General features: G+C 71.6%; 20 protein-coding genes. 6 read left to right on the plus strand and 14 right to left on the minus strand.

The window, feature by feature from the left end; genetic code table 11:
* Positions 1 to 155: 155 nt before the first annotated feature.
* Positions 156 to 1,130, plus strand: a complete 975-nt coding sequence (locus HQ603_RS02110) for a ferritin-like domain-containing protein (protein ID WP_222682700.1) — start codon at positions 156 to 158, stop codon at positions 1,128 to 1,130.
* 72 nt (positions 1,131 to 1,202) lie between these two features.
* Here the strand turns inward: HQ603_RS02110 and HQ603_RS02115 are convergent, their stop codons facing one another.
* Positions 1,203 to 1,388 (minus strand): hypothetical protein, encoded by a 186-nt coding sequence (locus tag HQ603_RS02115; RefSeq protein ID WP_222682701.1) that lies wholly within the window; start codon positions 1,386 to 1,388, stop codon positions 1,203 to 1,205.
* 180 nt (positions 1,389 to 1,568) lie between these two features.
* Positions 1,569 to 2,402 (minus strand): ammonia-dependent NAD(+) synthetase, encoded by an 834-nt coding sequence (gene nadE, locus HQ603_RS02120; RefSeq protein ID WP_222682702.1) that lies wholly within the window; start codon positions 2,400 to 2,402, stop codon positions 1,569 to 1,571.
* Positions 2,403 to 2,528: 126 nt separating this feature from the next.
* On the opposite strand from nadE, the gene HQ603_RS02125 reads away from it, so the two are divergent.
* Complete coding sequence (locus tag HQ603_RS02125; protein ID WP_222682703.1) at positions 2,529 to 3,068, plus strand: CinA family protein; 540 nt, start codon at positions 2,529 to 2,531, stop codon at positions 3,066 to 3,068.
* A gap of 18 nt (positions 3,069 to 3,086) precedes the next feature.
* On the opposite strand, the gene HQ603_RS02130 is transcribed toward HQ603_RS02125, so the two are convergent.
* From HQ603_RS02130 to HQ603_RS02150, 5 genes are all read right to left on the minus strand, one after another.
* On the minus strand, positions 3,087 to 4,442 hold the full coding sequence (locus HQ603_RS02130) for a PP2C family protein-serine/threonine phosphatase (RefSeq protein ID WP_222682704.1): 1,356 nt from the start codon (positions 4,440 to 4,442) through the stop codon (positions 3,087 to 3,089).
* Between the two features lie 98 nt (positions 4,443 to 4,540).
* A complete protein-coding gene (locus tag HQ603_RS02135) occupies positions 4,541 to 4,990 on the minus strand; it encodes an ATP-binding protein (RefSeq protein WP_222682705.1) in 450 nt (149 codons plus the stop codon).
* Between the two features lie 49 nt (positions 4,991 to 5,039).
* Positions 5,040 to 5,426 (minus strand): STAS domain-containing protein, encoded by a 387-nt coding sequence (locus HQ603_RS02140; RefSeq protein ID WP_222682706.1) that lies wholly within the window; start codon positions 5,424 to 5,426, stop codon positions 5,040 to 5,042.
* A gap of 65 nt (positions 5,427 to 5,491) precedes the next feature.
* Positions 5,492 to 6,739, minus strand: a complete 1,248-nt coding sequence (locus HQ603_RS02145) for a glycosyltransferase (RefSeq protein WP_261773193.1) — start codon at positions 6,737 to 6,739, stop codon at positions 5,492 to 5,494.
* A 220-nt stretch (positions 6,740 to 6,959) separates the two neighbouring features.
* Positions 6,960 to 7,292 (minus strand): DUF3140 domain-containing protein, encoded by a 333-nt coding sequence (locus HQ603_RS02150; protein ID WP_222682707.1) that lies wholly within the window; start codon positions 7,290 to 7,292, stop codon positions 6,960 to 6,962.
* 68 nt (positions 7,293 to 7,360) lie between these two features.
* Between HQ603_RS02150 and HQ603_RS02155 the strand changes: the two genes are divergently transcribed.
* A complete protein-coding gene (locus HQ603_RS02155) occupies positions 7,361 to 8,176 on the plus strand; it encodes a PIG-L family deacetylase (protein WP_222682708.1) in 816 nt (271 codons plus the stop codon).
* Positions 8,177 to 8,212: 36 nt separating this feature from the next.
* On the opposite strand, the gene HQ603_RS02160 is transcribed toward HQ603_RS02155, so the two are convergent.
* Positions 8,213 to 9,967: an HNH endonuclease signature motif containing protein gene (locus HQ603_RS02160; RefSeq protein ID WP_222682709.1), complete on the minus strand. Its 1,755-nt coding sequence runs from the start codon at positions 9,965 to 9,967 to the stop codon at positions 8,213 to 8,215.
* 201 nt (positions 9,968 to 10,168) lie between these two features.
* On the opposite strand from HQ603_RS02160, the gene HQ603_RS02165 reads away from it, so the two are divergent.
* Genes HQ603_RS02165 through HQ603_RS02175 form a run of 3 tightly spaced genes read left to right on the plus strand, consistent with a single transcriptional unit; the run spans position 10,169 to position 13,232 of the window.
* On the plus strand, positions 10,169 to 11,404 hold the full coding sequence (locus HQ603_RS02165) for a glycosyltransferase family 4 protein (RefSeq protein ID WP_222682710.1): 1,236 nt from the start codon (positions 10,169 to 10,171) through the stop codon (positions 11,402 to 11,404).
* Entirely contained in the window at positions 11,398 to 12,138 is a 741-nt protein-coding gene (locus HQ603_RS02170; protein WP_222682711.1) for a class I SAM-dependent methyltransferase, read from the plus strand. Before HQ603_RS02165 ends, HQ603_RS02170 begins: the two co-directional genes overlap by 7 nt.
* A complete protein-coding gene (locus HQ603_RS02175) occupies positions 12,135 to 13,232 on the plus strand; it encodes a prenyltransferase (RefSeq protein ID WP_222682712.1) in 1,098 nt (365 codons plus the stop codon). Before HQ603_RS02170 ends, HQ603_RS02175 begins: the two co-directional genes overlap by 4 nt.
* Here HQ603_RS02175 and HQ603_RS02180 read toward each other — a convergent pair.
* The 6 genes from HQ603_RS02180 to HQ603_RS02205 are packed head-to-tail and all read right to left on the minus strand — an operon-like array spanning position 13,208 to position 18,300.
* On the minus strand, positions 13,208 to 13,852 hold the full coding sequence (locus tag HQ603_RS02180) for a class I SAM-dependent methyltransferase (RefSeq protein WP_222683194.1): 645 nt from the start codon (positions 13,850 to 13,852) through the stop codon (positions 13,208 to 13,210). The genes HQ603_RS02175 and HQ603_RS02180 overlap by 25 nt on opposite strands.
* Before the next feature lie 26 nt (positions 13,853 to 13,878).
* On the minus strand, positions 13,879 to 15,279 hold the full coding sequence (locus HQ603_RS02185; RefSeq protein ID WP_222682713.1) for an AMP-binding protein: 1,401 nt from the start codon (positions 15,277 to 15,279) through the stop codon (positions 13,879 to 13,881).
* On the minus strand, positions 15,269 to 15,916 hold the full coding sequence (locus HQ603_RS02190; RefSeq protein ID WP_222682714.1) for an energy-coupling factor transporter transmembrane component T family protein: 648 nt from the start codon (positions 15,914 to 15,916) through the stop codon (positions 15,269 to 15,271). The genes HQ603_RS02185 and HQ603_RS02190 overlap by 11 nt, the downstream gene beginning before the upstream one ends.
* Positions 15,913 to 16,593 carry an energy-coupling factor ABC transporter ATP-binding protein gene (locus HQ603_RS02195; RefSeq protein WP_222682715.1) on the minus strand — a complete coding sequence of 227 codons (681 nt, stop codon included), beginning with the start codon at positions 16,591 to 16,593 and terminating at the stop codon, positions 15,913 to 15,915. The genes HQ603_RS02190 and HQ603_RS02195 overlap by 4 nt, the downstream gene beginning before the upstream one ends.
* A 13-nt stretch (positions 16,594 to 16,606) precedes the next feature.
* On the minus strand, positions 16,607 to 17,722 hold the full coding sequence (locus HQ603_RS02200; protein WP_222682716.1) for a thiolase family protein: 1,116 nt from the start codon (positions 17,720 to 17,722) through the stop codon (positions 16,607 to 16,609).
* A complete protein-coding gene (locus HQ603_RS02205) occupies positions 17,719 to 18,300 on the minus strand; it encodes a biotin transporter BioY (RefSeq protein ID WP_222682717.1) in 582 nt (193 codons plus the stop codon). Before HQ603_RS02205 ends, HQ603_RS02200 begins: the two co-directional genes overlap by 4 nt.
* Positions 18,301 to 18,320: the final 20 nt, after the last annotated feature.

The raw sequence follows: 18,320 nt of genomic DNA on the forward strand, positions 1-18,320 counted from the left end.
GGGGCCGCTGTGGCGGTGGATACGGCCGTCTGGTATGGCGTCGGCCACATCGGGTTTTCCCGTTCCTACCGAGTGGTAACCATGGATCAGATCGACCCGAAGGCGCGGCACACCGCCGCGTTCGACGACCAGTCATCGAAGGAGTTCGACAGACCATGGCACAGATCTCGATCGACACGCAGCGTGGAACCCTCGTCGCGCAGTTGCGCGCCCTGCTCCAGCTGACGAACACCGAGGTCCAGGTGGCCGAGACCCGCGTGGTCCAGGCCCGGACCGACGCGGTGCGCCGCGAGCTCGAGGAGAACGCCGCCAACGGTCGCACCCGGTCCGAGCGCATCGCGACCGCCATCCGTGACCTCGGCAGCACGCCGGACGTCGTGGCGCCGCTGCTCGGCCGCCTCACCGCCGCGCTGAAGGCCGTCGCGGAGCAGGCGCAGCCGTTCGACGAGGCCCTGCTCGGCGACCTCGCCCTCGAGCACCAGCTGCTCGACCGCTCGCGCTACGTCAAGGCCCTCGCCACCGCTACCTCCGACGCCGCGGTCGTCTCGCTGGCCGACAGCCTCGTCGAGGCTCACTCGGCCACCGTCGACTGGCTCACCACCGTCCTGGCCGAGGACGCCCTCGGTGGTCCGGCCGCACTGCGCCGGACGCCCATCCAGGCCGCGACGGGTGCCGCGGTGCGCCTGATCAACACCCCGGTCACGTGGTCCGCACGCAGCGTCGACCGCGCCGTCGACACCGCGCGTGACGTCCCGAACAAGGTGGCCGAGCTGCTCGGCCGCGGACAGAAGGCCGGCGAGCTCACCGTCGACACGCTCGTCGCGAGCCGCGACTCGGCACTCGAGGCCGCCGAGGAGACCACCCGTGAGGGCGGCGCCGAGACCGTCGCCGACGCGATTCACAAGGCCCGCGCGGCCACCGGGTCGCTGTCCGCCGACGAACTGCCCGTCGACGGCTACGACGAGTTGAACGTCTCCGCGGCCGTCGCCGCGATCAAGGACCTCGACGCTCCCGCCGACGTGCGCACCGTCCTCGCCTACGAGGAGCAGCACAAGAACCGCCACAGCGTCGTCTCCGCCGCGCAGACGCGGATCGCCGCCATCGCCAAGGAGGTCGTCGGCGTCGAGTGACACTCGCCGCGACATACGAAACGCCCCGGATCCCATCGGATCCGGGGCGTTTCGGCTGTGCGGGGCGACCGCTCAGCTGCGGTCGGGTGCGGCGCGGGGAGTGCGGCGCCGGCGATCGCGGGGCGGGACGTACGACGTGCAGCGGGACATGACGCTCTCCCACCAGTCGCGGGTGTCGCCGTTCTCGGACCACACCACCGTCTCGACGTCCGCCGGCCCCGAGTCGCGGGGCGCGGGTTCTTCGATGTGCAGGGTCATGGGTGAACTCCTGTCGACGTGCCTGGCCTCCGTCGACACGGACCGATCGCACACGCGACCGGGCGCCCGTGGGGTGACGGATGACTTCGACGCCACGTTTTTCGAGCGCTCACCTCGATTGTTACCCCTCGATGCGGGTCTCGACACCTGATCGGCCCCGGCGGTCGTACCGGAATCGGTTCAGGGCGTCTCCCGCCACCAGGTGTCCGCCGGTGCGACCGGCATGGTGCGCTTGTGCCGAGTCCGTGCGAACCACGCCTCGATGGTCGCCGCGGCGTCGTCGGGCACGTCTTCTCCCTCGAGGTACGCGTCGATCTGCGCGTACGTCACGCCGAGTGCCTCCTCGTCGGGAAGCGCGGGGCGATCGTCCTCGAGGTCGGCCGTCGGCACCTTGCTCCAGGTGCTCTCCGGCGCCCCCAACTCCCGCAGCAACGCCGCGCCCTGCCGCTTGGTCAGCCCGGTGAGCGGCGTGAGGTCGACGCCGCCGTCGCCGTACTTGGTGTAGAAGCCGGTGACGGCCTCCGCGGCGTGATCGGTGCCGACCACCAGGAGGTTGCGCTCGCCGGCGAGCGCGTACTGGGCGACCATGCGTTCACGGGCCTTGATGTTGCCGCGCACGAAGTCGCGCAGCCGCTCCACACCCAACGCGGCCGCGGCGGCGGTCCCCGCGCCGTCGGTCGACGCCTTGATGTCGACCCGCACCGTCTCGTCGGGACGGATGAAGTCCAGCGCGACGACGGCGTCGTCCTCGTCCGCCTGCTGTCCGTAGGGCAGCCGCACGGCCAGGAACCGCACGTCGTGCCCCGCGTCCCGCGCCCGCTCGGCGGCCAGCTGGCACAGTCGCCCGACGAGTGTGCTGTCCTGCCCACCGCTGATGCCGAGGACGAACCCCGCAGTGCCGGTGGCGGCCACGTAGTCCGCGAGAAACGCCACGCGGGACTCGATCTCGGCAGCCGGGTCGATGGGGGACCGGACGTTCAGTTCGGCGCGGATGGTGTCTCGGAGACTCTGCATACCGACAACGCTAGCGCCGTTCGCGGCGATCCGCCGGGGGTGTTTGCCCGCGATCGACCGGGGAAGCCGAGTGCCTCGTGCACGGTGACCCATCCGCCACGTCCGACCGAGGAGGGAAGCACGCCGATGTCCACCGAACGGATCGAGGGTGACGCCGCGCAGCCGGAGGAACGGGTCGACACCGACGCCGATCTCGCCGACCTCTGCTCGGAGATCGCCGAACTCGCCGTCCGAGCCGACCTGCGCATCGCCACGGCCGAATCGCTCACCGCGGGCAACATCGCCGCGAACCTCGGCCGCGCGCCGTCCGCCGGGCGCTGGTTCCGCGGCGGCGTCGTCGCTTACGCGGAGGAGGTCAAGCACGGGCTGTTGAACGTGCCCGAGGGTCCGGTGGTCAGTGAGGCCTCCGCCCGCGCCATGGCGGCCGGCGTCGCCGATCTGACCGGCGCCAACCTCGCCGTCGCCGTCACGGGCGAAGCCGGTCCGGAGACCGACGAGGACGTGCCGCCGGGCACGGTCTGGTTCGGTCTCGCCGACCACGGCACGGTCACCGCGGAGCACGTCGTGTTCGAGGGCGATCCGCCCGAGGTGCTGGCCGCGACCATCGAACACTCGCTGCGCCTGCTGCGCGACCACGGTCGGGACCGCGCCGGTCGGCAGGCGTGATCGCCACGCGGGGCGGGGTCAGGCCCCCAGCGCGAGCAACGCGATGTCGTCGATCGGCCGCAGGCCGGGGATGAGGTCGACCAGATCGTCGACGAGCGACTCGACGGGACGTCCGAGGCGTCGGCGAACGAAGTGGACCAGACCCTCCTCGCCGAACATCGTCCGACCGTCCGGGCGCGCCTCGGTGATGCCGTCCGTGTACATCAGGAGCGTCTGTCCCGGCGCGAGGCGGAAGCTGCAGGCGCTGAACGTCGCCTTCTCCAGTGCGCCGACGAACATGCCCGTGGTGGACCGGATCTCGTGGACGTCGTCGGTGTCGGGGTCGAGCAGCAGCGCCGGCGGGTGGCCGCCGGTGGCGAGCGTGATGCGGAAGCCGCCGCGCGGATCGGGCGTGGCGATGCCGAACAGGACGGTGCAGAACCGCTTCTGCGTGGGGTCGAGCATCAGCACCTGGTTGAGCTCGGCGAGCCCCTCCGCCGGATCCGGCTGGTGCAGCGCGGCCGCGCGCAGGGTGTACCGGACCAGGGAGGTGACGGAGGCGGCTCCGGCGCCGTGGCCCTGCACGTCCCCGAGGAAGAACGCCCAGCGATCGTTGCCGAGGGCGAAGACGTCGTAGAAGTCGCCGCCCACCTGCAGCGGCGAAACCGCGTGGTAGTGCGACGCGAGGGTCAGACCCTCGATTCGGGGCAACGACGGCGGCAACAGGGTGCGCTGCAGCACGGCGGCGTAGTCGGTGATCTCGACGGTGTCGGACTCCGCCCGGGTGCGCAACGCCTGCTCGTCCCGCACGGTCGACAGGGCGGACAGGCGGAGCTCGAGCTCGTCCACCACGATGTCGGCGAGGTCGGCGAGCACGTCGACGTCGACGATGTCCGCCGAGTCGCGGGGTTCGGTGTCGAACACGTTGACGGTGCCGAGTCGGTGGCCGTCGGCCGTGACGATCGGGGCGCCCGCGTAGAAGCGGATGCCGGCGTCGCCGTGCACCAGAGAGTTGTCCGCGGCCGGGCCGTGCCGCAGGGCGTCGGGAACGACGTACACGCCGTCCTGGGCAATGGCGGACGAGCACAGACCGTCCTCACGCGGGACGCGGTCCGGAATGCCGTCGCCGTGCCGGGCGGCGAACCAGATGTGGTCCGAGTCGACGATGGTGACCGACGCGTACGCCGTGCGCATCCATCGCGACGCCAGGCGGGCGATGCGGTCGAATGCGCCGTCCGGAGGATTGTCCAGCACGTCGTACCGGGCCGACGCTGCGAGCCGAGCGGCCTCCACGGCACGGGACAGTGCGGCCGGGAAGGGATCGAAACCCGAGGACTCGACGGGCGGGGGGTCGACGGGCGGGGGGTCGACGGGAGAATCGTGCAGGGCAGTCATGATGCCTCCAGGGAGCGAGAGCGAAAGCGAGTGCTCTCCCCGGGTCTGGAGGAGGCGGAACCCCGGTCGGTGCGAGTTCGACGTGCTGTCGTGCGTCGTCAGTCTACGAGATCGCGCACGCTTTGTGCACCCATGTCTTCCCATCGCATGACCACCTCGGTACCCGTGGCGGCGGCGGTGACGGTCACGTCGTCCGACAGGGTCTCGATCAACGGCAGCCCGCGCCCACGCAGCGGGCCGGGGGCGCTGGACGACCAGGATCCGTGGTCACGGACGCTCACGTCGAGGTGACCGGACTCCGCGGCGTACCGGGCCCGCAGGTCGAACACGCCGCGGCGGGTCGACGACGCGTACGCGTGCTCGACGACGTTGGCCATGGCCTCGTAGACCGCGAGGACGACGTCGTGCATGCGGTCCGAGTCGACCCCACCGGCGGCGAGCCACCGGGAGAAGAACACGCGCACGTCGGAAATGCGTCGCGGGTCCGCGTCGAGGTCGGTCAGCACCAGGGGATTGGGGAGGGGGCTGGCGGTCTCGGCGTCGATCACAGCCGGAGTAGTACCCCCGGATCGTGGGTCCCTCACATCGACGCGGAGGTCAGGCGAAGTCGGAGCGACGGGCATCGCGCGTGGCCGCGAGTGCGTCCTGTCGGGACGCGTGGATGGGGAACGTCTCGTCCAGGCCCACCAACTGCAGGGGGCGCGCCGTGGCCGCACCGACGGCCACGACGGAGAAGGTCACGCCGTCGGGCACCGACTGATGAGACTGCACCAACACGGTCATGCCGGCGGAGGCGAGGAACTCGACCCCGGTCAGATCCACGACGAGCGCCTCGGTCGCCTCGCTCCGCACCGCGTCGACCGCGTCCTGCAGGATCGGGGCCGTCGCCAGGTCGAGTTCTCCGACGACCGTGAGGATCGCTGCCCCGTTCTGCAATTCGGTGTCGACACGGAACGAGTCCGTGGAGTTCTCGGCGACCGACATCGACGTCCTGCCTTTCCCGGCCCGTACGTACGGGCTCTGCGTTCGGACAACCATTCAATCAGTCCTCACCGGACGGGGTCGAGTCGGCCGGTCGGGGCACTGTCGGCCCCGTCGGACGCGTCCGAATCCGGCTCGGGGAGGGCGGCGTCGTAGACGCGCTCGGTGTCGAGGGCGATGTGGTCGAGCGAGTACCGGGCGCGGATGCGGTCCGCCGCGGACATGCCGAACCCGGTACGACGCCCGTCGTCGTCGAGCAGGCGACGAACGGCCTCGGCGACGGCGGCCGGGCTGCGCCGCGGCACCAGGACGCCGGTGACCCCGTCGATGACGGTGTCGAGCAACCCGCCGACCGCGGACGCGACGACGGGGGTCCCGCACGCCATGGACTCGATCGCGGAAATGCCGAACGGCTCGTAGGTGGGGGTGAAGACCGCGAGATCGGCGGCGCGCCAGAAGTCGGGCATGCGCTCGCGGGGGATGCGGCCGATCCGCACCCGGTCCGCGACGCCGTGCGTGCGTGCGAGGTCGGTCAGGCGCTGCGCTTCGGGGTCGGCGGACACGTCGGCGTCCGGTCCCGCGGCGATGGACAACTCGGCGTCGGGAACGGCGGCGAGCGCGGCGATGGCGAGGTCGAAACCCTTGCGCGGCACCAGGCGTCCGGCTGCGGCCAGGCGGTGGCGTCGGGCCGGACGTGCGCCGCGGGCGATGGGCGCCGGGTAGAAGGTCCCCAGGTCGACGCCGGCGGGGATCACCGAGATCGATCGGCGCGGCACCCCCATGCGCACGAGATCGACGACGTCCTCCGACGCCGTCGCGATCACGCGAGATGCCTTGCGAGCGATCATCTTCTCGACCTTGCCCCGCGCCGTGGTGTCGGCGCTCCGGTCGCCGCGGTAGCGCCGCGCGGCGACGGCGAGCGTGTGGAACGTGACCACCGTCGGCACCGCGTGCGTGCGGGTGGCCAGCTGCGCCGCGAACGCCGAGGTCCAGTAGTGCGCATGGACCAGGTCGGGACGCTCTGCGGCCCAACGACGTTCGAGGCCGTCGGCGAATTCCCCGAGGTGCGGAACCAGCGCTTCCTTGGCCACCGGTCCGGGCGGGCCGGCAGGCACGTAGGAAACGCGATAGCCGCGCGGGGCCTGCACGTCCGACGGTGCCGTCGGATCGGCGCACCGGGTGTGGACGGTGACGTCGTGGCCCCGGCCCGTGAGGGCCGCTGCCAGGGCGTCGACATGGGCGTTCTGGCCGCCCGCGTCGACCCCACCGAGGGGCGACAGCGGATCGGCATGCGCGGACACCAACGCAACTCTCATGAGACATCCATCCCTGCTGCAGTCTGAACAACGGACCGCCGCTGGTGGATGAACGGCGAAGCACAGAACCGGGACATCGACATCCGGTCGTGGTCGTGGAATTGACCGTATCCGATCTTCGGAAACATCCACAGCCGGGTCGGCTACGAATGCTCTGCCGGGTCGGCTACGAAGACTCTGCCGGGTCGGCGCTCGCCTGATGAGAAAGCCCTGGTGACGGCTACTTCAGCGGGTCGTGGCCCCAGTTCATCAGCGAGTACCGCCACCGGGAATGTTCGACGTCCTTCTTCGGCCCCTGGGCGCTGTGCCGATGGACGTACCCGACCACCTTTTTCATGGCCGACGCGTCGTCGTCGGTGAGGTCGGCCTTCTTGGTGCCGAGGATGCGCACGATCTCCCGACCCATGGCGTGGCCGGTGGATTCGCCGTCGGAGGAGTCGCCGACGGACTTGGACTCCTCGGTGTCGAGCCACTCGTCGAGTTCCTTGGCCGTGAGGTTGACGGCGTCCTTCCAGTCGTCCCAGACGTCGTCGACCGTGGTGTCCTTGCTCATGGGCACCGCGTTCCCGAACGTGAGGCGGTCGAACCATCCTCCCGTCGACGCTGTGCTTCGATGGATCGATGAGCACGCTGGTGTGTTTCCACGCGCATCCCGACGACGAGGTCTTCGGCACCGGGGGTGTCATGCGGGCCGCGTCCGACGCCGGTCACCGCGTGGTCCTGGTGACCGCCACCGACGGGGCGCTCGGCGAGGTTCCCGACGGACTGCTGGAGGAGGGGGAGTCCCTGGTGCAGCGTCGGCAGGCCGAGGTGGCCGCGTCCGCGGCGGTGCTCGGTGTTCACCGCGTGGTGAATCTGGGGTACGCGGACTCGGGAATGGCGGGGACGGAGGGCAATTCGGCGCCCGGGGCGTTCGCGACGGCCGACGTCGAGGCTGCCGCCGAGCGGCTCGCGGAGGTGCTGCGCGAGGAGAACGCGACGGTCCTCACGGTGTACGACCCCAACGGCGGCTACGGCCACCCCGACCACGTGCAGGTGCACCACGTGGGCACCCGTGCCGGTGCGCTGGCCGAGGTGCCGTTCGTCTACGAGGCCACCATGAACCGCGATCACATGCGGATGCTGATGGAAGCGAACCCGGCGTGGCGCGATCAGGCCGAGTCGCAGGACGACGCCGAGAGTGCGCAGCGTCCCGACGTCGAGGTCTTCGGGCTGCCGGAGTCGGAGCTGACCACCGCCGTCGACGTGACCGCCGTCCTGGACGCCAAGCGGGCGGCGATGGAAGTCCACGAATCGCAGATCGGCGACTTCGGCCCGTTCCTCGCGATGGAGCGCGACGTGTTGGCCGTGGTGTTCGGCACCGAGTGGTTCCGCCGTGTCGTTCCGCCCGCATCCGCACTGTCGGGTTCGGCCCGGGAGACGGCGCTGCCGCTCTGAGGTGATCGACCGTCGGGTCGACCCCGCCCCCGTCTGTCAGAACGGGGGTGGTTCGTGGTCCGCCGCTTCGGCCGGGGTTGCGGGGAGTCCGAGGTTGCGGAGGCGGTTGCGGTTTCGTTCTTGTCGTCGGCGGGCGTGTTTCTGCTCGGTGCGGGGGGCGGGTCGTCGGCGTTCGGAGAGGCCCGGTGGTCGTGGTGGGGGTGGGTCGCCGAAGACGATGCAGTCGAGGCCGGGGTGGGTGTCGTGGCCGGTGAACGCCGGACCCAGGACCGTCCGTCCCTCGGGGATGGTGATGGTGCGGATCAGCCTGCTCGGGTCGGTGGGGTCGGGGTACTGGTCGTCGACGAAGTCCCCGAACGTTTTCAGTAGGTGGTGGAAGCGGCATTTGGCGCCGAGTCCGGTCGCGTCGGTGCGCCCACCCTGCTCGGGGTGGGTGTGGTCGTATTCGGTGGTGTGGTCGAGGTCGGCATCCCACGCGGGTCTGTTGCAGCCGGGCCAGGTGCAGAGTTGATCCCTTGCCCGCACATAGGCATCGAGGGCCGCGGAGGGCCGGTAGGGATCCGACGGTTGCGTCGCCGGCAAGGGGGTGTCGGTGCCGTCACCCAACGGGCGGATCACCGAGCGGGGATCGGTGGCGAGGCCCCGGACGTGGGCGCCGGAGATGATGCCGATGCCGGAGAGGAATCCGACGCCGTCGACGGTGTCGAGACCGACCGGCTCCTCGCACCCGCGCAGGTCCTGCGCCGCAGGCTGTTCCGCCGCGGACGGATCGGTGGAGGTCGGGTCCGCGTCGGAGTCGGCCTTGGGCAGAAGAGGCGCAGGGGTGGGCTCGGTGTTCGGTCGCGGCAGGTGCTGCGGCGATCTGCAGACCCGGTCGGTCTCGGGTGCGGGGACGGGGCCGGTGAGGGTGGTGGTGTCGGTGACCACGTGGATCACGATCCGCGGCGCGGTCGCTGCGAACTTACCGACGTCGACGCTCTTGTAGCGGCAGTCGGTGATGGGGCGGTCGCAGTCGCACCCGAACTCGGTTCGGGTGACCAACGCGTAGTGCGCATCGGAGGCCCGCGCGGCCGTCGACCGGGTGTCCTTCGGGCACACCTGCCCTGCCAACCGCTGCACAGCGGCGGCGGCGAGGGCGGTGTCTTCGGCGGACCGGGTGTCCGTCGTCGTGGCCATCCCGTCCCGCCCGGTCTCGACGGAGAAGTTGCGCTTCCGCTGCATTCTGGCGCGGTGTTCGCGGACGGCGTCCGGGTTACGGCGGTGCACCATTGTGTCGACCATCGTCTCCACCCGCTTCGTGGACCAGGTTCCGGGTTTGCGGAGGGCGGCGGCGATGTCGGCGTCGACGAGGGCGGCGTAGCACTGCCCCTCGATCAACTCCGTGCGGGAGACGATGGTGCGGATGTGGTGCGGGGTGACCACCCCGTCCCGCAGGCATTGCGCGACTGTGGGGAGTCGATCCCGCAGCGCGACCGCATCGGTCAGCAGCGTGGACGCCGCCCACTGAGTGATCGAGAGGGTGGTGGCGATCGAGGCGGCGCAGCGGGTGAACGCATCGAACTCGCGGCGGTCCTCGTCCTCGTACGGCACCACCGACTCCGTGTGCATCGTCGCGGCGAGCTGGTATTTGAACCATTCGAGGTAGGAGACCCCGGCGGTGGCGTGCACCAGCGCGTCCAACGCTTCCGGGGCAGCAAGGTCGGTGGTGGCCGGCAAGCCGAGCGCGGTGTGGTCCAGCGCAGCCCACGGCACCGCACCGTCGGCACCTGCCCCCACCTGCGTCGTGACCATGCTGCCGACCCCCCAGTCGCTCGTATGTTCGAGTGTACCACCACCCACCGACACGGTCCATGACACGCACGCACGAACCCGCCCCGCACACTGCACCCACCACGAGCGCCGGGGTGAGTGCGTTACCGGACGGCGTCCGGGTGGTAGACAAGTCGCACACCGGACGGACGTACCGGTGCACCACGACGGTCGGGGAGGCACGTGCGCATCGCTCTGCTGTCGTACCGGAGCAAGCCCCACGTGGGTGGGCAGGGCGTCTACGTCGCCCGGCTCGGCAAGGCGTTGGTGGAGGCCGGTCACATCGTCGAGGTGTTCTCCGGACAGCCCTACCCCGTTCTCGATCCGCGGATCACGCTGACCCGCGTCCCCAGCCTCGATCTGTACCGCGAGCCGGATCCGTTCCGCACCCCGCGCCCGTCCGAGATCCGTGACTGGATCGACGTGATCGAGGTCGCGACGATGTGGACGGCCGGCTTTCCCGAGCCCCTCACCTTCGGCCTGCGGGCCGCCCGTCTGCTGTCCCGTCGCGAGGCGGATTTCGATGTGGTGCACGACAATCAGTCGCTCAGCTACGGACTGCTCCGGCTGCGTCGCCCGTGGGTCGCGACCATTCATCACCCGATCACGCGTGATCGGGAGCTGGACCTGGCCGGTGCGTCGTGGCGTCGCCGGATCACGCTGCGGCGGTGGTACGGATTCCTGGCGATGCAGCGGCGCGTCGCTCGGCGCGTCGGGCACGTGATCACGGTGTCGCGCAGTTCGGCGGACGACATCGTCGAGGCGTTCGGAGTCCGTCGTACCGCGGTGTCGGTGATCCCGCTGGGGGTCGACACCACCGTGTTCGCGCCGCGCGGCGAGCGCGTGCCCGGACGCATCGTCGCCGTCGCCAGTGCCGATGTCGCCCTCAAGGGTGTCCGCCATCTTCTCGAGGCGGTCGCGAAACTGCGGACCGAACGCGACGTGACCGTGGATCTGGTGTCGACCATCGATCCCGAGGGGCCGACGCGTCGCACCATCGACCGTCTGGGACTCGGCGACGCGGTGACCGTCCGAACGGGACTGACGGACGACGAGCTCGCCGACGTTCTCGCCCGAGCCGAGGTGGCCTGCGTTCCGTCGCTGTACGAGGGGTTCTCCTTGCCGACCGTCGAGGCGATGTCCTGCGGGACGCCGCTGGTGGTGAGTCGCACGGGGGCGATTCCCGAGGTCGTCGGTCCGGACGGCGAGTGCGCCGATCTGGTCGACCCGGGCGACAGCGAGGCCCTCGCCGCGGCGCTGTCGGCGCTTCTGGGCGACGACGCGCGTCGGGCGGAGATGGGACGACGCGGGCGTGCACGAGCAGAATCGACGTTCTCCTGGCCGGCCGTCGCCGCGGCCACGGTGGACGTCTACGGCGCGGCGATCGCCGCGCACCACGAAGGGGACCACGCATGTTGACGATGGATTTCGACCGACTCGGCTTCGGCGTTGGTGACCGGGTGATCGACATCGGGTGCGGACTCGGTCGGCACTCCTACGAGCTCTATCGACGCGGTGCGCACGTGGTGGCGTTCGATCGGAATGCGGCGGAGCTCGACGAGGTGAAGGTCATGTTCGGCGCGATGGAGGCCGAAAGCCAGGTGCCCGCGTCGGCGAGTGCGGAGACGATGGTGGGCGATGCCCTCGCCCTGCCCTTCCCCGACGGGCACTTCGACGGCGTCGTCGTCTCCGAGATGCTCGAGCACATCCCGGACGACCGCGCGGCCATCGCGGAGATCGCGCGAGTCGTGCGTCCCGGCGGGACCGTGGCCGTCAGCGTCCCCCGGTGGCTTCCCGAGCGCGTGTGCTGGGCCCTGTCCGACGAGTACCACGCCAACGAGGGTGGCCACGTGCGCATCTACCGCGCGAGCGCCCTGCGCGCCGCGCTGACCGAGGCCGGACTCGAGGTCACCCACAGCCATCACGCACACGCGTTGCACGCGCCGTTCTGGTGGCTCAAGTGCGCGGTCGGGGTGAACCGGGACGACAATCCGCTGGTGCGTGCGTACCACTCGATGTTGGTGTGGGACATGATGAAAGCTCCGGCGGTGACGCGGTGGGCGGAGCGAGTGCTGGATCCGGTGATCGGCAAGTCGGTGGTGATCTACCTCCGCAAGCCGCCGCAGGCCGGCCGCGGGGGAGCGGCGTCGTGAGTCGGCCGACGCCGGACGTTCCGTCCGTCGCCGGGGTGCTCACCGCGGACCAGTGCCGCGCCACCGCCGAATCCATTGCGGCAGTGCAACTCCGATCCGGAGTGATTCCGTGGTCGACCGGGGGCCACGAGGATCCGTGGGATCACGTGGAGTCGGCGATGGCGCTGTCGGCGGCCGGTTTCACCGAGGAAGCCGACGCCGCGTACGAGTGGTGCCGACGCACCCAGCGTGACGACGGCTCGTGGCCGCTGCGCACCCGCGCCGGCGTCGTCGAGGACGCCGGCTCCGACACCAACTTCTGCGCGTACGTCGCGGTGGGCGTGTGGCACCACTTCCTGGTGACGGGCGACGACGGCTTCGCGTTGGCGCTGTGGCCTACCGTCCAGCGCGCCGTGGACTTCGTCCTCTCGCTCCAGACCGACCGCGGCGAGATCGGGTGGGCCGCCGGCCCCAACGGTCCGAACGTCGACGCCCTGCTCACCGGCAACGCCAGCATCCACCACAGCCTGCGCTGCGCCCTCGCTCTCGCCGCGTACATCGGTGACCCGCAACCGGACTGGGAAGTCGCCGTCGGCCGGCTCGGCCACGTCCTGCGACACCATCCCGACGCCTTCGTCCCCAAGACGACCTACGCGATGGACTGGTACTACCCGATCCTCGGCGGTGCCGTGCGCGGCACGGCGGCGCGGCATCGCATCGGCGCGCGGTGGGCGGATTTCGTGGTCGACGGACTCGGCATCCGCTGCGTCGACGACCGCCCGTGGGTCACCGGGGCGGAGACGTGCGAACTGGTCCTGACCCTCGACGCCCTCGGCGACGACGCCGCCGCACTCGAATTGTTCGGTGCCATGCAGCATCTGCGCGAGGACGACGGGTCGTACTGGACCGGGTTGGTCTACGCCGACGGCAAGCGGTGGCCGGTCGAACGGACCACCTGGACCGCCGGTGCCGTCGTCCTCGCCGCGGACGCCCTGGCCCGCACCACTCCGGCGTCGGGCATCTTCCGCGGCGACGACCTGCCCGCCGGGCTCACCGGAGCGCACCGGAGCTGCGGCTGCGCCGGCGAGTCCTACCCGGCGAGCGTGCCCGGCTGACCCTCGGTGCGCACCAGCACCCGCAGCGACCCGACGGCACGCACGTCGGCGAAGTGCCCACCGGCGCGGGCCCGTTCGTAGATCAGGAACGGCGGACGTCCGCCGTCGGCGGGGTCGGGGAAGACGTCGTGGATGACCAGTGCTCCGCCGGGGGCCACCCAGCGCGCCCACCCCTCGTAGTCCGCCGTCGCGGCCGCCTCGGTGTGACCGCCGTCGACGAACAGGAACGTCACGGGCGTCCGCCAGAACGACGCCACCGCGTCCGAGCGCCCGACGACGGCCACCACCACGTCCTCGAGACCGGCGCCCGCCAGCGTGCGTCGGAACGCGCCGAGCGTGTCGAGTTTCCCGACGTCCGGATCGACCAGTGAGCGGTCGTGATACTCCCACCCCTCCTGGTGCTCCTCGGATCCACGGTGGTGGTCCACCGTGACGATGCGCCCGCCCGTCGCCCGCGCCGCCGCACCCAGATAGATCGTGGATTTGCCGCAGTAGCTACCGATCTCGACCCCCACGCCGTCGCCGAGGAACTCGCGCGCGGCGTCGAACAGCGCCAGGCCCTCGTCCTCCGGCATGAAGCCGCGTGCCTCGCGGGCGTGGTGGAGGAGGTCGGACGGCATCTCGGCGTCGTGCGCCGCGGTCGAGGTCACTCGCTCAGCCTATCGATCAGTGCCAGCACCGCCGGGCGGTCCAGCTTGCCCCGCGGCGTCCGGGGCAGCGCGTCGGTCACCACCACGCGCGTCGGGCGCGACGGCACGTCCAGCGCGGCACGCAGATGCCGCCACAACGTCGTGCGATCGACCGGCGCGTCCGTCACGATCGCCGCGACCGGAACCGCGCCCATGCGGGGATGCGGCGCGCCGACACAGGCGGCCTCACGCACGCCCGGCACCGCCAGCAACGCGCGCTCGACCTCCGCGGGCTCGACCTTCAACGCGCCGCGGGAGATGGTGTCCGACACTCGGCCCGTGAGGAAGAGCCACCCGTCCTCGACCCGGCCACGATCGCCGACGCCGAACCACCCGTCGACCGGACCGTCCACCGGGCCGGCCGCGGTATCGGTGAGGTAGCCGTCGAACAGCATGTCGCTGCGCACCTGCACCACTCCGTCGGTGACCCGCACGTCGACGCCCGACACCACCCGTCCCGACGACCCGGCGGGAACGTCCTCGTCCGACGCGGCGACCGACACCAACGACAGTTCCGACGCCCCGTAGAAGTGCACGATGCGGGCCCGCGGGAGGCGCGCGGCGAGAGAGGCTCGGGCGGGTTCCGGCCAGAACGCCCCGGAGGACAACACTTCTCGCACCGACCGCAGCGGGCCACCCTGCCCGTCCGCGACGTCGACGGCGAGCGTGGGCACCGTGTACAGGTGGGTCGGATCGGCGCCCGTGCCGAGGTCGGGGGACAGGGGGCGCAGGTCCACGGCCGCGCCCCGAGTCGACGCATGGATCACGCCGTAGAGGAAGTGCGTGTGATCGAGCACTCCCGGCGTCGCGACGCGGGACTCGGCATCGACCGTGAACTCCTCGTCGCTGCGATCGAGCGTGCGCGACCACGACGACCGCGACCGCGCGAACAGCTTCGGCCGGCCCGACGTGCCCGACGTCAGCCCCGCCAGCAACTCCGCCCCCTCGTCGATCGCGGGCAGTGTCTCCGCGCGGTGCCGCGCGGCCTCGTCCGGCGTCAGCAGCACACCCGAGTACCCGAGGCGACGCAACCGCGCGTGGTGACGCGAACTCGCGACCACGTCGTCGGCCCCGCCGACGGCCAGGACCGACGCCAGACCTTCCGCCGTCAGGTGACGGTGCAGCAACACCACCGACGATCCGGCCCGCACGGCGCCCAGCACGGCCACCACCGACCCGACGTCCGACGACGGCAGGATCGCCGTGCGGCGACGCCCGACCAGTCGCGAGGCGACGCGGCCCGACGCCTCCCACAGCGCGCCGTACGTCGTGGCGCCCGACGCGTCGACCAGGGCCACCGCGTCCGGCCGGTCCCGTGCCCGACGCCCGATGCGCACGTCGATCGGCTCACCGATCATCCGCGGCCCTACCCGAGGCGGCATCCTCCGGATCGACTGTGTCGTCCAGGCCCCGCGCGACGAGACTGTCTCCCAACGCATCCGCCGTCCGCAACGCCCGCACCACGACGGGGGTCGCCAGGGCGGACATCGACCACTGCAGGCCGCGTGCCTTCCGCGCCTCGGACACCTCGCGGACGATGCCCGTGAGCACCGGCACCAGTCGGATGGTCAGGGCGAGCAGCAGTCCCACGCGATCCGGATCCACCCCGAACCTCCGCAGCGGCCCGAGCGCGCGGCCGACGGTGTCGAGCATCGCCGTCACTCTCGTGGTCAGAGTCACCAACCCGGCGGCGCCGACCGTGACCAGCAGGACCCCGCACACCACCGTCGCGCGAGCGGGGGTGGTGAGCCACACCTGGAACGCTGCGATGATCAGGATCATCCACAGCAGCGGTCGGAGCTGCGCGAGCAGAACCCGCGGTCCGAAGCCGGCGACCGCGTACGCGACGAGGACACCCGCGAGTGCGACGGCCACGTCGACGGGCCGGCGGACCAGCACCAGGACCGCCACGACCACCACCATGAGAAGCAGCAGCTTCGCCCCCGCCGGAAGTCGGTGCAGGACCGACGTCCCCGGCCGGTACAGGCCGATCATTCGAGGAGGTCCCGGTAAGCGGGGATCGCCTCGGCCGGCGGACCGTCGTGCGCGATGACGCCGTCGTGCACCACGACGACACGATCGAACTCCGCGAGCAGGTCGAGGTGATGGGTGACGACGACGAGCTGCAGGTCGAGGTCGGCGAGCACCCGGCCCACCAACCGCGTGTTGCGCAGGTCCAACAGGGTGGTGGGCTCGTCCGCCACCAGGATATCCGGGCGGCGGATCACCACGGCCCCGATCGCGAGCATCTGCTTCTGACCACCGGAGAGCAGGTGCGCCGGGTGGTCGGCGTGTCCGGCCAGCCCGAACCGCGCGAGCGTCTCCGCGACCCGCTCGGCCACCTCGGATTTGGAGGCGCCGCTGCGGCGGAGCGAGAACGCGAGATCCTCCGCCACGGTCGGCATGACGATCTGGTTGTCGGGGTCGGTGAACACGAATCCGACGCGGCGCCGGACCGCCGCGCCCTTCTTCGCCACGTCGAGACCGTCGACCACGACCCGTCCCGACGTCGGGGACACCAGTCCGTTGATCATGCGGGCGAGGGTGGACTTGCCGGAGCCGTTGGAGCCGACGATGCCGATGCGTCGCTCGGTGAGGGTCAGCGACACCTCGCGCAGCACGGTGCGGTCGCCGTAACCGTGCCGGACCTTCTCGAACCGGATCTCGCTCACGCGGTGCCTCCTGTCACGCCGAGATCCTCTCGACCACCATGGCGACACCCTGTCCACCGCCGACGGCGCAGGCCGCCATGCCCAGTCCCGACCCTTCACCGCGTGCCATACGAGCAGCCAACCGCACGAGCAGGAGCGCTCCGGACGCGCCCCACGGATGGCCCAGCGCGATGGCGCCGCCGTCCGAGCAGACCCGGTCCGGATCGAGCCCGACCCGGTCGATCACGGCGAGCGCCACCGACGCGAACGCCTCGGTGAGCTCGACCGCCTCGAGGTCGGCGGCCACGCATCCGGCTCGGCGCAACGCGGCGTCGACGGCCGGTGCGGCAGCCAGGCCGGGCAGCGCCGGATCGCCGCCGGCGACGGCCCACGAGCGCACCAGCAGGCACGGGCCCTCGGCGCGATCGCGCGTCGTCACGGCCAGCACCGCCGCCCCGTCCGAGATTCCGCACGAGTTGCCCGCGGTCGCCGTCCCGCCCTCCCCGAACGCGGCGGGCAGCCGGGCCAGACGCTCCACGGTCAGACCGGGCCGGATGCGGCGATCGCGGGTCTCCCCGCCGACCGGCACGATCTCGTCGGAGAAATCGGCGCCCGCGGCCAGGCGATGCGACCGGGCGGCGTACTCGTCCTGCCGGGCGCGGGTGATGCCGAGGGTGCGCGCCAGGTGATCGGCCGCCGGTCCCATGTCGGGATCCGGCGTCCCCGCCGGGGTGAACGGCGCACGGGTGTAGCGCGTCGGCGGACCGTCGCCGTCCGGGGGCCACGAGCGCCACGGGGCGGTGCTGGCCGATTCGACGCCCCCGGCGAGGACCAGGTCCGCGTCGCCCGCCCGCACCCGTGATACCGCCTGCCCGACGGCGTCGAGTCCCGACCCGCACTGCCGGTCCACGGTGACGCCGGGGACGCCGTGGCCGAGGCCCGCCTGGAGGGCCGCGACGCGAGCGACGTCGCCGCCGGGGCCGAGGCAGTTGCCCAGGATCACGTCGTCGATCGGGCCGAGGTGCGCGACGCGGCCGGCCACGTCGGTGACGACCGCGGCGGCGAGATCCGCCGCGGTCAGTGCGCGGAACGCGTGTCCGGCGATGCCGACGGGGGTGCGCCGCGCGGCGAGGAGAACGGTGTCCCTCACGCCGCCGGCGGGGTCCGGCGCGGGGCGATCAGGCCGGGGTACGCGCGGTGGACGCCCTTGGCGACGACGGTCGCGACGACGACCTTGAGCAGGTCACCGGGGATGTAGGCACCGGTGGACGCGATCGCGGCGCCGACACCGAGGTCGGTGCGCAGCAGCAGACCGAGCACGCCGACGACGTAGATCACGACGATGCCGCCGATCGCGTTGATCGCCAGACCCGCCCACAGGGGGTACCGCGGCACGATCAGACGGGTCGCCGCGCCGATGACCGCGGCTCCGACGACCCACCCGACCAGGTATCCCACCGTCGGTCCGGCGAAGACGCCGAGTCCGCCGCGTCCGCCCGAGAGCAGGGGCAGGCCGAGGGCGACGAGGGCGAGCAGCACCAGAACGGCGGCGGCGCCCTTGCGTGCGCCGAGGATCGCCCCGGCCAGGATCACGCCCAACGTCTGCAGGGTGATCGGGACGCCGCTGATGCCGACGGTGATGGCGCCCGGGAGTCCCAGAGCGGCGACGAGGGCTGCGAACACGGCAACCTGCGCGAGGTCGCGAGCGGTCAGGCGGGACGAGGACACCGGGGCTCCTGTGGTGGTCG

The organism is Rhodococcoides corynebacterioides, from assembly GCF_019834675.1.
GTDB lineage: Bacteria > Actinomycetota > Actinomycetes > Mycobacteriales > Mycobacteriaceae > Rhodococcoides > Rhodococcoides corynebacterioides_A.

Bases quoted from the DNA above. Each gene is read 5' to 3' on its own strand.
- HQ603_RS02110 (WP_222682700.1), top strand. From the start codon at position 156: ATGGCACAGATCTCGATCGACACGCAGCGTGGAACCCTCGTCGCGCAG.
- HQ603_RS02115 (WP_222682701.1), bottom strand. From the start codon at position 1,388: ATGACCCTGCACATCGAAGAACCCGCGCCCCGCGACTCGGGGCCGGCG.
- nadE (WP_222682702.1), bottom strand. From the start codon at position 2,402: ATGCAGAGTCTCCGAGACACCATCCGCGCCGAACTGAACGTCCGGTCC.
- HQ603_RS02125 (WP_222682703.1), top strand. From the start codon at position 2,529: ATGTCCACCGAACGGATCGAGGGTGACGCCGCGCAGCCGGAGGAACGG.
- HQ603_RS02130 (WP_222682704.1), bottom strand. From the start codon at position 4,442: ATGACTGCCCTGCACGATTCTCCCGTCGACCCCCCGCCCGTCGACCCC.
- HQ603_RS02140 (WP_222682706.1), bottom strand. From the start codon at position 5,426: ATGTCGGTCGCCGAGAACTCCACGGACTCGTTCCGTGTCGACACCGAA.
- HQ603_RS02145 (WP_261773193.1), bottom strand. From the start codon at position 6,739: ATGAGAGTTGCGTTGGTGTCCGCGCATGCCGATCCGCTGTCGCCCCTC.
- HQ603_RS02150 (WP_222682707.1), bottom strand. From the start codon at position 7,292: ATGAGCAAGGACACCACGGTCGACGACGTCTGGGACGACTGGAAGGAC.
- HQ603_RS02155 (WP_222682708.1), top strand. From the start codon at position 7,361: ATGAGCACGCTGGTGTGTTTCCACGCGCATCCCGACGACGAGGTCTTC.
- HQ603_RS02160 (WP_222682709.1), bottom strand. From the start codon at position 9,967: ATGGTCACGACGCAGGTGGGGGCAGGTGCCGACGGTGCGGTGCCGTGG.
- HQ603_RS02170 (WP_222682711.1), top strand. From the start codon at position 11,398: ATGTTGACGATGGATTTCGACCGACTCGGCTTCGGCGTTGGTGACCGG.
- HQ603_RS02180 (WP_222683194.1), bottom strand. From the start codon at position 13,852: ATGCCGTCCGACCTCCTCCACCACGCCCGCGAGGCACGCGGCTTCATG.
- HQ603_RS02185 (WP_222682713.1), bottom strand. From the start codon at position 15,279: ATGATCGGTGAGCCGATCGACGTGCGCATCGGGCGTCGGGCACGGGAC.
- HQ603_RS02190 (WP_222682714.1), bottom strand. From the start codon at position 15,916: ATGATCGGCCTGTACCGGCCGGGGACGTCGGTCCTGCACCGACTTCCG.